Raw genomic sequence first — 13,385 nt, 5'->3', positions numbered from 1 at the left:
GGTTCCCCTTGGCGAGATGCCAGCGCGACAGTGCAAAGGGCTTTTGAGGCTTCTTGTCTATTGCCCGCAGCGACTGGATGAAGGGAGCCTATGTTACGAAATATGATATTGCAAGTATTTGGAGCCAGCGAAAGCGATATGCCCGGTGCATGCTCAGACGCGGCAAAGAACAAGGTATTTCTGCCTGAGGCCAGGCATCTTAGGACGTTCGACCAGGTCGCCAGTACTTACATCCTGGCCCCGCAAACCCTTGAACAGGCTCTTCGAAGATGTATGCATGTGCGAATAAAAAAGTGAATTAAACAAGGGGTTCAAGCATGAGCTACGATGCAGTGGTGGTCGGCGCCGGCCACAATGGACTTGCAGCGGCGGTCCACCTGGCGGCGAAGGGATGGAAAGTTGCTGTGGTCGAGGCCAAGGCGGAGGCGGGCGGCGCCGTCAAGACGCGCGAGCTGACCGTTGCTGGTTTCCGCCACGATGTTGCCGCCATGAACCTCTCCATGTTTGCCGGCTCCGCCTTCTTTGCCGAATATAAGGACGCGCTGACGGCGCACGGCCTTGCTTTCGTGCCCGCTGCCGATTGTTTTGCAACCGTGTTTCGCGACGATACCTTCCTTGGCGTCAGTTCCGATCTCGAAAAGACCAGTGCGGGTATTGCAGCGCTTTCGTCGGCGGACGCTGTCGCCTGGCGGGCAATGCTTGCGGAATTCGGCTCCGATGCGCCCCATATTTTCGGTCTTCTCGGGGCACCTATGCCGTCCCTGGCGGCCGCCAAGGTTGTCTGGAAGGCATGGCGGCAGAAGGGAACCGGATGGCTCTATGATACGCTGCGGCTTCTCTTTGCCTCGCCGCGCGATTTTCTCGACGCGCGGTTCAAGCATGTGAAGCTCAAGACGATGATGGCCGCCTGGGGGCTGCACCTCGACTTTCCCCCTGACGTCGCCGGCGGGGCCTTGTTTCCCTATCTTGAATCGATGGCAAGCCAGGCGTTCGGCATGGTGATCGGCAAGGGCGGTGCCGACACGATCATCACAGCGATGACAAGCCTTCTCACGGCAAAAGGCGGGGAGTTGATCCTTAACGCTCCGGTCGAGAGCATCAGAGTGTCCGGGGGCCGGGCGACCGGCGTCGCGCTGGCGGACGGGCGTATCCTGGAAGCGCAGAAAGCGGTGATCGCCAACATTCATCTCAAGATCCTGTTTGGTCGCCTCGTTGCGGCCGACGAGGCGCGCGCCGATTTTGATCGCAAGGTCGGTCAGTTCCGCGCCGGGCCGGGAACGATGATGATCCACCTTGCACTCGAGGATTTGCCCGACTGGCGTGCGGGCGAGGCACTCAAGCGCTTCGCCTATGTTCACGTGGCGCCGGACCTCGAAATGATGTCGCGCGTCTATGCCGAGGCCGCCGCCGGACTACTCCCGACCGAGCCCGTGCTGGTCGTCGGCCAGCCAACCGCGATCGATCCGACCCGCGCGCCGGAGGGCAAGCATGTCCTTTGGGTGCAGGTGCGTGTTCTGCCGGCAGAATTCCATGGCGACGCCGCGGGAGAAATCACCGCCCGGAATTGGGATGATGCGAAGGAAGCCTATGCCGAGCGCGCTCTCGACATTATCGAGCGCTATGCGCCGGGGCTACGGTCGAAGGTGCTTGGACGTGCAATATTCTCGCCGACGGACCTTGAGCGTGAGAACCCGAACCTGATCGGCGGCGACAATTTATCGGGGAGCCATCACCTCGACCAGAACTTCATCTTCCGTCCGGTTGCCGGCTACTCGCGCTATGCCACGCCGGTGAAGTCGCTCTATATGTGCGGCGCCTCGACTTGGCCGGGCGCCGGCACGGGCGCCGGTTCCGGTTTCATGCTTGCGAAGATGCTTTCCCGGCGATAGCGGCGTTTGCCGAAAGCTATTCCTTTGACATTTCAAATATTGATGCATAGACCATCGAGACTTGTTTAGAACGGTTCGAGCGGAGTGAAATGGCAGAGGCGGACGTCGATACCGTCGACCTGGAGACGATCGTTCAGGGAGCCCATGAAAAGCAGGAGCTTAGGCTCTGGCTGCGCATGCTTTCCACGACGAAACTCATCTCGCAGGAGGTTCGCCGGCGCCTGCGAAACGAGTTCGGCGCAACCCTGCCGCAGTTCGATCTGATGGCCCAGCTCTACCGCGAGCATAGCGGGCTTCGCCTTGGCGAATTGTCCAAGCGCACGATGGTGACCAACGGCAATGTAACCGGGTTGGTGGAGCGGCTTGAGGCAGATGGCCTCGTCGTTCGCGAGACCCCGGACGACGATCGCCGCGTGACCGTTGCCAAGCTGACAGCCAAGGGGGATGACCTTTTCGCCACCATGGCCGCCGCTCACGAGAGCTGGGTGCGCGATATGATGGCCGATCTCGACCCGGCGGACGTCGCAGCCCTCTGGTCCCGGATCGGAGCTGTCAAGGCTTCCGTCAGCAACCATCTTTCCGGCGCGGACTTCGACTAGCCGATACGCCGTGGCGGCTCAGCGGGTCTTTTCAGCCTGGAAGCGCTTCTCTAGCAGGCTGACCAACCGAACCATCGGCCACAGGAATATGATATAGACCAGTGCTGCGCCGATCAGCGGCGTCGGGTTGGCATAGAGCGCCTGCGCGTCGGTTGCTTCTTTGAGCAGTTCCGGCAGCGCCACCGTCGAGGCGAGCGAGGTATCCTTGAACATCGAAACGCAGTTGCTGGTGGTCGGCGGAATGACGATGCGCAGCGCCTGTGGCAGAATGACCTTGCGCAGCGTTACCAGGAAGGGAATGCCGAGAGCGGCCGCCGCTTCGAACTGGCCGCGCGGGACGCTTTCGATGCCGGAGCGGAAGATTTCGGCCGAATAGGCGGCCATGACGATCGAGAAGGCAAGAACCGCCGAAGCCCAGGACGAGAGGCGGATGCCGAGGAACGGCAGCGCATAGTAGATCAGGATCAGAACCACAAGCACGGGAACCGCGCGAAAGACGTCGATGTAGATCGTCGTCAGCAGGCGAAACGGCTTTGGCGCGTAAAGCCGGATCAGGCTGACGACCAGCCCGGCGGGAACGCCGACGGCGATCGCAAGAAGTCCGAGCAGGAGCGTGTTCCACAGACCGCGAAGGAGTGCCGGCAGGCTGGACAGCAGGACATCGGCGTTGAAGAAGGTCTCGACCAGCGACATGGGCATTCCTTGCAAGTACAGAGTAAGGCATCACGCCGGCCAGAGGCCGGCATGACGAATTCAAACTCGGTTGCGAGCTTATGCCTTCGGGATCGGCCGTTCGGTGATCGTTGACGAACCGGCCGGTGCATCGCTGCCGAACCACTTCTTGTGGATCTTGGCGAGCGTGCCATCCTTCTTCATGTCGGTGATTGCACCGTTGATCTTCCCGAGCAACGGGTGATCCTTGGACATCATCAGGCCGTACTGTTCGCCGGTCTTGATGCGATCCTTGACGGTAAAGCCCTTCATCTTGACGAAGAGGTACTCCATGCCCGGGATGTCGCTGATGACGGCATCGACGCGGCCAGCGCCGAGGTCCAGGAACATTTCCTGCTGAGCGTTGTAGCCCTTGACGTCACCAAAACCGTTGGCTGCGGCATTGTCCTTGACCCACTTGTCGCCAGTCGAGCCGGAGAGCACGCCAATTGTCTTGCCCTTGAGGTCGCCAAGCCCCTTGATGGTGCTATCAGCCTTGGTGGCGACACCCATGTCGGAGTCGTAGTAGGGCTGCGTGAACGACTGAGACTTCAGGCGATCCGGCGTAATGGTGATCGAGGAAATCGCGACGTCGATCCGCTTCGAAGTCGTGCCTGCAAAGAGGGCCTGGAAGCCGTAGTCGGCGATTTCCGGCTTCAGGCCGACGCGCTTGGCAGCTTCGGTGACAATATCGACCTCAAAGCCTTCGAAGGCACCGCTGTCGTTCTTGTATTCGAAAGGGGGGTTGCTCGGATAGGAACCGACGTTCAGGACATCGGCGGCATAGGCGGTGGATATTCCACCGGCAAGGCCGATGGCGGCCGCAAGGGCCAACAGGTTTCGACGGGTCAGGCTCATTTTTTATCTCCCTCTGGTTTATCGGCCTGCGCCGGGTTTTGCCGGCGCCGGTATTTCCCGTTCCGCCCTGCGGCGGAGCGTCATTTCATCGCGTCGACCATGCGATCAAGCGCAATTCTTATCTGTTCGATGTCGCGGAATACGCACATGCGCAAGAACGCCGCGGAAGAATTGCCGAAGAGATGGCCCGGCGCCAAACCGACGCGGGCCTTTTCAAGGATATCCGCACAGGCTTCGCGCGCGTCGGCGCGACCCTCGAGAGCAAAGAACGCATACATGCCACCCCGCGGCTTGTCGGGCAGGATCATGCCAGGGATTTGGCCAAGGCGCTCGTAGGCGAGATCGAGACCAGCCTTCGCCTTGCCACGGATTTCCGCCACAAGCGGTTCACCTTCGGTCAAGGCGGCAACGGCGCCGGCCTGGATCATCCCCGCCGTGCCGCTGTTCATATACTGCGTCATGGCCGCAAGCTGATCGGCAATGCCAGACGGATGAGAGAGCCAGCCGATCCGCCAGCCGGTCATCGCCCAGGCCTTGGAGAAGCTGTTGATCGAAATTACACGATCGGTATCGTCGGCGATCTGCAGGATCGAGGGCGCGACATTGCCCTCGAAATAGAGGCGGCCGTAGACTTCGTCCGATATGATCCAGATGCCGGTGCGTCGGCTGAATTCGAGGAGGGCCTGCATCTCGTCCGCACTGGCCGTCCAGCCCGTGGGATTGGCCGGGGTCGACAAAAAGATTGCCCGCGTGCGGGCATCGCAGGCGGCAAAGAGCTTGTCGAGATCGAGGCGCCAATCGGTATCGAAGTCGAGCGAAACAGGGCGTGGCTCGCCGCCAATTAGATGGATCGCATTGTGGATGTTCGGCCATTGCGGCGCGACATAGACGACGTTGGTGCCGACATCGACGAGAAGCTGCAGGGCAATATAGAGCGCCTGCATGCCGCTCGGTGCCACGGTCGTCCGTTCGACAGGAATCGGTCGGCCGTGCAGGTCCGACTGATATCGGCTGAGAGCCTGGTTCAACGCCTCAAGGCCACGCATGTTCGGAATGTAAAAGGTCAAACCGTCATCCAGCGCCGCCTTGGCAGCCTCGCGGATGAAGGCCGGCGTCACCATATCGCCTTCGCCGTACCAGAGCGGGATGACATCCCCAAGTTCGCGGGCGCGCATCGCCAGCGCTGCGATGTTCTCCGTTCGGAGGTCGCGAATCTGTGCGCGGATACCCTCGAAGGCGTGGCGGGCCTTCGCTGTTTCCGCGGAAAGTGGTGACGCCAAAAAAGACAAGGATCAGTCCTTACATTTCTGGCCGAACGCCTGCTGCTCGGAAGCAAGGATCGACGTTCGGCGGGGAAACGTTATTCGAACTCGGGCGCAATTCAAGAGAAATTTTAAGTTTCAAAGGTCTCGCAGCGCCCGAGACGGTTTTGTGGTCAGCGGCTTCCCGCTAGACTTTCCGCTTTGCAAGAACCTCGCCCAGTACTTTATCGAAGCGGGCGATTTCCTCCATCTTGTTGTAGTGAACGAGCGAGACACGGATGGCGCCGTGCTCCATCGACAGACCAAGCCGCTTCATCAAACGCGGCGCAAACATATGACCGTCGCGCAAACCGATGCCGGCCTCTCCCATATCCGCTGCGATCTGCTGCGGCGTGACACCGGGAATGTTGAAGCAAATGGTCGGAACGCGTTGGGAAAGCCGCTCTTCGTCGGAGATCCCGTAGATCACGGCGCCGTGCTTCTTCAGGACGGCGATCATTTCGCGAGACAGAGTCAATTCGTACTCACGGATCGCGCCCATCGCAGCCGCCAGCGCCTCGCGGCGCGAATGACCGGTGCCGGACAGGAAGCGGCGACCGAGGGCTTCGAGATACTTCACGGCAGCATTCATGCCCGCGACGTTCTCGTAGGTGAACGTCCCGACTTCGATCTTGTAGGGCGGCACATCAGGGATGAAGTCTTCCTTGAATGTCGGAAGCTTGCAGAGCGCGTCGTAGCGTCCCCAAAGGAAACCCATGTGCGGGGAGAAATTCTTGTATCCGGAGCAAACCAGATAGTCGCAATCCCATGCCTGAACATCGATCAGGCCATGCGGACCATAGTGGACGCAATCGAGAAACACCTCGGCGCCGGCGGCATGTGCGAGCTTGCCCACGGCTTCAACGTCGACAATGGTGCCGATCGAATGCGCCGTGACCGTGCAAGCGACGAGACGGGTCTTGTCGTTCAGGAGCGGCTTCAGATCCTCGACGTGCAACCTCCCGTCTTCGCGCATGCGCCACCAGACCACCTTGGCTCCGTCCGCTTCAAGCGCAAGCCAGGTGGCGATATTGGCGTCGTGGTCCATGTCTGTAACGACGATCTCGTTGCGCTCCTGCAGCATCTTGGCGATGCCGAGGCTGACGAGCCGGATGAAAGACGTCGCGTTGAGGCCGAAAGAGATTTCTTCCGGGCGAGAAGCGTTGACGAGGAGCGCGACAGTTTCGCGGGCCTCATCGAGATTGCGGTCGACGCCTTGGCTGTGCTGGTATTTCGCCATCCGCTGGACGTTGAAGTCGACGAGATGGGTCGCAACGGCGTCAACGACGGCCTGGGGAACCTGTGCGCCACCGGCATTATCGAGGAAAATGAAGTCTCCCGCCTTCTGTATGGCAGGGAACATGGCGCGGACTTCGTCGACGGGGAAGCTGTTCTGGCCTGTGAAGCCCTTCGTGGAAACCGATACACTCATAATCGCTCCTGCAATGCCGATGATATGGAACTGTCGCGGATGCGAATGCCCTGGCGTCAGTGTTTGATCATTTGATCACAAAATATTTGATGGTTCAACTAATTTTGGAAAACAAACCACGCTCGGTTCGGATCTCTGGGCTAGGGGAGGGCTAGTCGCGACTTCCGCCGCAGAAATTTCTAAGGATCTCATGCGTGTGTCGGATGTCGTCTGCGACGGCTTGGCGAGCAGCGGGGAAATCCCCGGCTTTCAGAGCCTCGATGATAACACCGTGGAACCCGGCCGGATCGAGCTCCCCTTTGCTGATCAGCGGACCGACGGAGCCCGCGAGCAAGCGCATATAAGGACCGAGCCGAAGCCAAAGCGTGTCGATCAGCTGCAACAGAACCTCGGATCCCGACGCACGATAGATGGTGAAGTGGAAGCGTTGGTTCATTTCGATGAGTTCGTAGACGTTCTCTCGCGCTGTGGCATGCTGCTGATTGATAATGGATTCGAGCAGCGCGATGTCGACGGGTGTCAGCCGCGGGCCGCCGAGCTCGGTGGCAAGGCCCTCGACCGCTATTCGAGCGCGCGCAAGATCGTCCAGCCGCGCAGCGGTCACCGGCGGGATGCGCGCCGAGCCGTTCGGAGCAACCTCAAGCGCATTTTCTGCTGCCAGGCGACGCAGCGCTTCACGAACCGGCATGTTGCTGGTGCCGAATGTTTCCGCGAGCGAGGCTATCGTCAACGTCTGTCCGGGATCAAACCTACCGGTCATGAGGGCATTGCGCAGTTGTTGGTAAACTGCCTCCTGGATCGTCGTCCGCGATGAAACAGGGCCAAGGGCCATCCGCACTATCCTATTCTTCTTGCAATGGAGTTTTGATCCGAGGGGCCGATCCTATCCGCGCTTGAAACCCTTCTTCAAGCATCCTCCGATCGTTCACTGTCTGTAGCCGGCCTGTATCAGCAGCGGCAGGACGCGATCGCAGAAGAAGGGCAGCTCCTGCGTATAGTTGACGAAGGAAAGCGCGATACCGGCGTAGCCCTGCTGTGAGATGGCGATCATCTCCTCGGCGATGCGCTCCGGTGTTCCAACGAGCGGATAGCTGCCGGCACCACCGGCAAAGCGCTGACGATAGCGATCGTAAGCCTCGCGGTCATGCGATTGCGAGAACTCCTTCTTGCTGGCCATATGGACATCGACCGCCTCGTGATCGGCCAGTGTAACGGCGTAGCGATGATAATAGTCGTCGGCCTCGGCCTGCGTCTCCCGGCAGACGACGTGGCACACCGTATATACGCCGACCTCGCGTTTATTGGCTTCTGCGCGGGCGCGGATGTCGGCTACATGTTTTCCTGCTTCGCGGATCTCCGAGAAGGTCGTGAACAGGTAGTCGCAGCTCCTGGCTGCAAAATCCCGCCCCGGTCCGCCGAAGGCCGCGTTCATCGTGACCGGACGGGGGCTTTGCAAGCTCGCCGGACGGCTGATGGCCTGCGTCAGCTTGTAATAGGTCCCGTTGTAGTCGAACGGCGCATCCGACGCATAGGCCTGCTCCAGCACCTGAAGCCATTCGTCAGCCTGATCATATCCTTTTTCGACTAGCGACGTGCCGAACATCGCGAATTCCTTGGGATTCCAGCCGCAGACGATATTCAACCCAGCACGTCCGCCGCTGACATGATCGACGGTTGCCAGCGCCTTGGCGGCATAGAGCGGGTGGACAAGGGGAACATGCACGGTCATGAACAATCCGATCCGCTCGGTGGATGCCGCTAGGGCGGCTGCCCAGGTGAACGTCTCAAAGGACCACTCGCGCACCCGGTTCTTGCCCCCGAATCCACGCCAGCGGGCGATTGGAAGCAAGAACTCCAGACCGGCGCGATCGGCAATCTGAGCAGCCGTCAGATTGTCGGCCCAGCCCGCGGTCCAGCGCTCGGGGACGTCCGTGATCGCAAGGCCGCCATCGGCGTTCGCAGAAAAAACGCCGAGTTTCAGGCGATTTGCGCCTTTGAGCGGATGCTGCTTCACGATACTGCTTCCTCTGTGTCGAGCAGCTTCGCGCGCTGCCTATGCCTTAGCTTGACCATGTTTTTGGCTTGAGCGCAAATTGCTTTATGTTTAAACCTTCTCGATCACGGACCACGGAAGCCGACCGGAGATGCTGAGATGAATGATTTTCGTACGCAGTGCCTCAATCGGGCGTTGCTCGTCGGCACCTTTTCAGCGATCCCGCATCCGGTGGCCGTCGAGGTGATGGCCCAGTCCAGGCCTGATTTCATCTGCATCGATTGGGAGCACGCCCAGATCGGCCGCGAGCGGATCGAGGATCTGGTGCGTGCGGCGGATGTCCATTCGGTTACGGCGCTGGTGCGCGTTCCCGGTCATGCGCCGGAAGCGATTGCGGCCGTCCTCGATGCCGGCGCCGGGGGCGTCCTCGTTCCCAGGGTTTCGACCGCCGAACAGGCCAAGGCCGCCGTGTCTGCCACGCGCTACCCGCCGATCGGCAACCGCGGCGTTGGCCCCGGGCGCGCGGCGGGTTATGGCTACCGCATCCCGGACTATCTGGCCAAGGCCAACGAGACGCTGGTGCTGGCGATACAGGTCGAGACGGCCGAGGGGCTGGCCAACATCGAGGAGATTGTTGCCGTTGAGGGCGTGGATCTGATTTTCATCGGTCCCGGCGATTTGTCGGTTTCTATCGATGCCATGGGATCGGACGGCCAGGAAAAGCTGGACCGTGCGATCGGGACGATCACGTCAGCGGCTTTACACGCGGGTCGTACCGTCGGCATCTTCCGGCCGTCGCCCGCCGATGTAGGCAGATGGCGGCGGGTAGGGATCAGCTTCTTTGTTCTTGCCAGCGACACCATGTTTCTCGGTGCGGCTGTTTTCGATAATCTGGCCGCAGCACGCAAGGCAGGCTCGTCAGCTGATTAACGAATTTTGTTCGGGCGGATTGAGCCGTCATCGTCAGCCTCCCATAGCCGGTGGAAATCTCGCTGTCGAATAATGGTCGCATAGTTCCTTCGGGTGATCTGATCGTATGGATCACGATAGCTGTCCCACGTTCTATGTCGTGACGGTATCTCGCCAGCTCGGGCCGAGCCGGTACCCGAACTGCATTCGGCGCCTCTTTATCCTTCGCCCCGGCGCAACTTAATGCTCTACGAGCTGATCTTCCCGGTCGGGCTGATGATCACGGGCCAGATCGGCACGTTGATTGTGCCGGTCTTCGGCTGGAAATCGCTTTTCATCGTCGGCGGCATCTTCGCCTGCTGATTGCCTATTTGCTCTACCCGCTTCCCGAATCGCCGCGTTGGTTGATCGGCCAGAGCCGGCTCGACGGAGCGGAGAAAGCCGAAGAGAGTGCAAGGCGCAAGGATCCCGGCTATTCTTTCGTCGATCGCGCCTACCACGAAGCGACATTGGCGCTCGGCGGCAAGGTTCAGGCCGCGCCGCGGACGCGAAGCCGATGGCGTGAACTATTGTCCCCGACCTTCCGCGTACGCACCATCATCGCCTGATGGCTTGTGGGCCGATGCCGGATCCGAGCAGTCCGGACTTGGCCAGTCTCAACTAAACGCGGGAAACGAACCACCGTCGGGCAGAGATGGGTGACAACGTCGTTGGGTGATGATCGGCGGCAGCGGCTGGGGAAACGGCTCGATATCTTACGCAATCCGGGCGAACAACGTGGTCTCGGAAAAAAAACGGGCCGTCGTCCGGCCCGTGATGTCGTCCTGAACGCAGGCTGTCAGCCGTCAGTCCTTGCCATGTGTAGCATACTTATCCCACATATCGAGTAGGCGCTTGCCGAGCGCCGGGTCGGAGGAGTCCGAGATGACGATCTTGGCGTCGGCCGGCATATACGGATGTGGAATGGTTACCGGGCCACGATATCGCTCGGCGGTATATCTCTGGCTTTCGTCGGAAAGCACCCAGTCGCACCAGAGGGCCGCGGCATAGGGATGCGGCGCGTTCTTGTTGATGATCATCACGCCGGCGGTCGCCTGGACGGGAGCCGACCAGACCGGCTGGAACGGCGTGGACGGGTTCTCCTTCTTCATCAGAAGGCCCTGATAGAGATAGTTGTCGCCCTGGATCGCGTAGTCGCCGGCGGCCATCAGTTGGACGCGCTGGGTATGGCCGCGCTGGATGATCGGATCATTCTCGCCGATGCATTTCATCCAGTTCTCGATCTTGTCGGGGCCAAGGATGGCGTACATGCCGAGCAGGAAGCGCACTTCCGGCGGATCAAAGGAAATCTGGCCCTTATATTCCGGCTTGCAGAGATTCTCCCAGGACTTGGGCGCCTGTTCGGGTGTCAGCATGTTGCTGTTGTAGGAGATGCCGTGTTCGCTCCAGTAAAAGGGAACCCAACGGTTATCCGGATCGAGGAAGCCGTTGTATTGCGGCAGGATGGCCTTGGTGGCAGGTGTTGGATAATGGGCAAAGAGCTGCCGCACGCCACTACTGTCGCCTAGTGACATGTTGATCGCATCCGTTAGATGGCGGCCTGCGGTCTCTTCGGCGAGCAGCCGGTCGGCGGCATCCTGCGAACCGATATCGATGAGCTCGACCTTGAGGAAGGGATATCTCTTCTGAAAAAGCTTCAGATGATCGCGGGACAGTTCGCCACGCCAGGTATGAATGAGGGAAAGCTCGCCCTCGGCCTTGGCGCCTTCCTCGATCTTTTTCTGGCGCTCCGCCGGATCGAGCTTGGCTAGATCGGCATAGATCTTTTCGTCCGCGGTTAATTCCTGCGCGAATGTGCGGCTTGCAGCACCTGCCGTCAGCCCCACGGTGACAGCCAGCAAAATTCCCATGCTCTGCACGCGCTTCATGATCTTCATTGGGTTCCCCTTATTGTCAAGTTCGTGGTGTTTCGACGCATAAGGTTGTCAAATGTATTAAGGGCATTGTCAAATATTTTATGACGTGCTAGCCCTTCGAATGTCAAACAACAAATATCAGCAGGGGAACTGCTATCATGCATTATGGCGTTCAGTGGCCGCAGCCGAAGCTGCGTTGGCCAGAGGATAAACTCGTTTGTTGCACATTCCGCGTTGCCTACGAGGCCTTTCAGAAAAGTGGGCGTTTCAAGAAGTCGCCAAAGATACCGGTCAACGTCTCGTCGCTCTCGCACGCCAATTATGGTGGTGCGGTCGGCATCTGGCGGTTGATGGATATATTTGACAGACACGATGTCCGTGCTTCGATCGGCGTCAACGGTTACGCCGTCGAGAAGTGGCCGGACACCGTCAAGGCGCTTCATGCCGCCGGTCATGAGATCTGCAGCCATGGCATGACCAACGATCACCACATGACGGATCTGACGCCGGAGGAGCAGCGCGAGGAAGTACGCGGCTGCACCCGCATCATCACCGAGTGCACCGGCGAACGCCCGGTCGGTTGGGCCGGCCCAGGCAATCTGGTAACGGCCGAAACGCTCGGCATCGTGGCCGACGAGGGCTATACTTGGTTCGGCGATGCGTTCGACGACGACGTGCCCTATATCGCCGAGGTCTCCAGCAGGCAGATCGCAGTGATCCCGAAACTCAACTACGCCAATGACTGGCGCGCCTGGTCAAACGGGCTCGGCAATGCAACCACCTATTTCGAAGGCTTCAAGACTTCCTTCGACTATATCTATCAGGAAGCGTTGCGTGGGCGGCCCGGCGCCGTCGACGTCATCGTCCACGCCGAACTCGGCGGCCGGCCGAATATCGCCACCGCGCTCGAAGCGATGATCCGCTACGTCAAGCAGTATCAGGGCGAGGTGTGGATCCCCCGGCGCGCCGAAATGGCGGACTACATCCTGAAATCGTCTGGTCTGAAGCCCGAAGCCTACCGGCCGCTGGATTAAGGTTCTCCATTATGCACGTAGCAATGATTACGGGCGGCGGGAGCCTGATCGGCGAAGCTATAGCCCAATGTCTGAATGAAGCCGGATGGCATGTCGCCATCACCGACATCAACGTCGACCATGCCAACCAGGTGGCCGCGGGCCTTCCCGAACCGGCCCGGTCGGAAGTCCATCGTATGGACGTGACGAAGCCGGACGAAGTCGCTGGCGTTATCGAGGCCATCAAGGCGCGCCATGGCGGTTTCGATGCGCTCGTCAACGTCGCCGGCGGCGGACGCGGCATCGGCATCCCGAAGAAGGACTTCATCGATTTCACGATCGAGGAGCAGGACCGCATGCTGGAGATCAATCTCAAGGGCGTGCTGAACTGCTGCCGCTCGGTGCTGCCCGACATGATCGCCCGCAAGCGCGGCGGCATTGTCAGCATCACGGCAGCCCGCGGCCTTCGTGGTGGGCCGCAGGCCTCGATCTATTCGGCATCCAAGGCAGCGATCATCGCCTTCACCCAGTCGCTGTCTCAGGAGGTGGGACGGCACGGCATCCGCGTGAACACGGTGGCGCCCGGCAATACGGCGGCACGGTGGAAGAAGGATATCGACAGCGAGACGCGCTCGCCACTCGGCACGCCGACAAGCCCGCGCGATGTCGGCAATGCCGTCGCCTTCCTGCTCTCGGAGCAGGCAAGCCACATCACGGGCAGTTGCCTCGATGTCTCCGGCGGCACGGCGCTGCACTAGCAACCT

General features: G+C 60.2%; 13 protein-coding genes. 6 read left to right on the top strand and 7 right to left on the bottom strand.

Annotation, left to right across the window (positions count from 1 at the left end):
- Positions 1-317 precede the first annotated feature (317 nt).
- Both HGP14_RS22120 and HGP14_RS22115 read left to right on the top strand, forming a co-directional pair.
- On the top strand, positions 318-1,889 hold the full coding sequence (locus HGP14_RS22120) for a phytoene desaturase family protein (RefSeq protein WP_168832037.1): 1,572 nt from the start codon (positions 318-320) through the stop codon (positions 1,887-1,889).
- A gap of 89 nt (positions 1,890-1,978) precedes the next feature.
- Positions 1,979-2,488 (top strand): MarR family winged helix-turn-helix transcriptional regulator, encoded by a 510-nt coding sequence (locus HGP14_RS22115; RefSeq protein ID WP_168832036.1) that lies wholly within the window; start codon positions 1,979-1,981, stop codon positions 2,486-2,488.
- Positions 2,489-2,506: 18 nt separating this feature from the next.
- Here HGP14_RS22115 and HGP14_RS22110 read toward each other — a convergent pair whose 3' ends face one another.
- The 6 genes from HGP14_RS22110 to HGP14_RS22085 all read right to left on the bottom strand — a co-directional run bounded on the left by HGP14_RS22110 (position 2,507) and on the right by HGP14_RS22085 (position 8,807).
- Positions 2,507-3,181, bottom strand: a complete 675-nt coding sequence (locus HGP14_RS22110; RefSeq protein WP_168832035.1) for an amino acid ABC transporter permease — start codon at positions 3,179-3,181, stop codon at positions 2,507-2,509.
- A 78-nt stretch (positions 3,182-3,259) separates the two neighbouring features.
- On the bottom strand, positions 3,260-4,057 hold the full coding sequence (locus HGP14_RS22105; RefSeq protein WP_168832034.1) for an ABC transporter substrate-binding protein: 798 nt from the start codon (positions 4,055-4,057) through the stop codon (positions 3,260-3,262).
- A gap of 80 nt (positions 4,058-4,137) precedes the next feature.
- Entirely contained in the window at positions 4,138-5,346 is a 1,209-nt protein-coding gene (locus HGP14_RS22100) for a pyridoxal phosphate-dependent aminotransferase (RefSeq protein ID WP_168832033.1), read from the bottom strand.
- 160 nt (positions 5,347-5,506) lie between these two features.
- A complete protein-coding gene (locus HGP14_RS22095; RefSeq protein ID WP_168832032.1) occupies positions 5,507-6,790 on the bottom strand; it encodes a cysteine desulfurase-like protein in 1,284 nt (427 codons plus the stop codon).
- A gap of 151 nt (positions 6,791-6,941) precedes the next feature.
- A complete protein-coding gene (locus tag HGP14_RS22090) occupies positions 6,942-7,622 on the bottom strand; it encodes a GntR family transcriptional regulator (protein ID WP_168832031.1) in 681 nt (226 codons plus the stop codon).
- A gap of 93 nt (positions 7,623-7,715) precedes the next feature.
- Positions 7,716-8,807, bottom strand: a complete 1,092-nt coding sequence (locus HGP14_RS22085; RefSeq protein ID WP_168832186.1) for an LLM class flavin-dependent oxidoreductase — start codon at positions 8,805-8,807, stop codon at positions 7,716-7,718.
- Positions 8,808-8,942: 135 nt separating this feature from the next.
- Here HGP14_RS22085 and HGP14_RS22080 point away from each other — a divergent pair, with 135 nt between their 5' ends.
- Together HGP14_RS22080 and HGP14_RS35605 are read left to right on the top strand one after the other, a co-directional pair.
- Positions 8,943-9,713, top strand: a complete 771-nt coding sequence (locus HGP14_RS22080; RefSeq protein WP_168832030.1) for an HpcH/HpaI aldolase family protein — start codon at positions 8,943-8,945, stop codon at positions 9,711-9,713.
- A 350-nt stretch (positions 9,714-10,063) separates the two neighbouring features.
- A complete protein-coding gene (locus HGP14_RS35605) occupies positions 10,064-10,300 on the top strand; it encodes a sugar porter family MFS transporter (RefSeq protein ID WP_246704533.1) in 237 nt (78 codons plus the stop codon).
- Between the two features lie 237 nt (positions 10,301-10,537).
- Here HGP14_RS35605 and HGP14_RS22070 read toward each other — a convergent pair whose 3' ends face one another.
- A complete protein-coding gene (locus HGP14_RS22070; RefSeq protein ID WP_168832029.1) occupies positions 10,538-11,629 on the bottom strand; it encodes an ABC transporter substrate-binding protein in 1,092 nt (363 codons plus the stop codon).
- Between the two features lie 137 nt (positions 11,630-11,766).
- Between HGP14_RS22070 and HGP14_RS22065 the strand changes: the two genes are divergently transcribed.
- On the top strand, positions 11,767-12,642 hold the full coding sequence (locus tag HGP14_RS22065; protein WP_168832028.1) for a polysaccharide deacetylase family protein: 876 nt from the start codon (positions 11,767-11,769) through the stop codon (positions 12,640-12,642).
- A gap of 11 nt (positions 12,643-12,653) precedes the next feature.
- Positions 12,654-13,379, top strand: coding sequence for an SDR family NAD(P)-dependent oxidoreductase (locus HGP14_RS22060; protein WP_168832027.1), 726 nt, complete (start codon positions 12,654-12,656; stop codon positions 13,377-13,379).
- Positions 13,380-13,385 lie beyond the last annotated feature (6 nt).

Source organism: Rhizobium sp. P32RR-XVIII (assembly GCF_012641395.1).
Taxonomy (GTDB): domain Bacteria; phylum Pseudomonadota; class Alphaproteobacteria; order Rhizobiales; family Rhizobiaceae; genus Rhizobium.
This window is presented reverse-complemented; position numbering and strand designations above follow the sequence as displayed.

Excerpts from the sequence above, each read along its gene's own strand:
- HGP14_RS22070 (WP_168832029.1), bottom strand. The coding sequence starts at position 11,629 with ATGAAGATCATGAAGCGCGTGCAGAGCATGGGAATTTTGCTGGCTGTC.
- HGP14_RS22105 (WP_168832034.1), bottom strand. The coding sequence starts at position 4,057 with ATGAGCCTGACCCGTCGAAACCTGTTGGCCCTTGCGGCCGCCATCGGC.
- HGP14_RS22090 (WP_168832031.1), bottom strand. The coding sequence starts at position 7,622 with ATGGCCCTTGGCCCTGTTTCATCGCGGACGACGATCCAGGAGGCAGTT.
- HGP14_RS22115 (WP_168832036.1), top strand. The coding sequence starts at position 1,979 with ATGGCAGAGGCGGACGTCGATACCGTCGACCTGGAGACGATCGTTCAG.
- HGP14_RS22095 (WP_168832032.1), bottom strand. The coding sequence starts at position 6,790 with ATGAGTGTATCGGTTTCCACGAAGGGCTTCACAGGCCAGAACAGCTTC.
- HGP14_RS22120 (WP_168832037.1), top strand. The coding sequence starts at position 318 with ATGAGCTACGATGCAGTGGTGGTCGGCGCCGGCCACAATGGACTTGCA.
- HGP14_RS22110 (WP_168832035.1), bottom strand. The coding sequence starts at position 3,181 with ATGTCGCTGGTCGAGACCTTCTTCAACGCCGATGTCCTGCTGTCCAGC.
- HGP14_RS22080 (WP_168832030.1), top strand. The coding sequence starts at position 8,943 with ATGAATGATTTTCGTACGCAGTGCCTCAATCGGGCGTTGCTCGTCGGC.
- HGP14_RS22065 (WP_168832028.1), top strand. The coding sequence starts at position 11,767 with ATGCATTATGGCGTTCAGTGGCCGCAGCCGAAGCTGCGTTGGCCAGAG.
- HGP14_RS22060 (WP_168832027.1), top strand. The coding sequence starts at position 12,654 with ATGCACGTAGCAATGATTACGGGCGGCGGGAGCCTGATCGGCGAAGCT.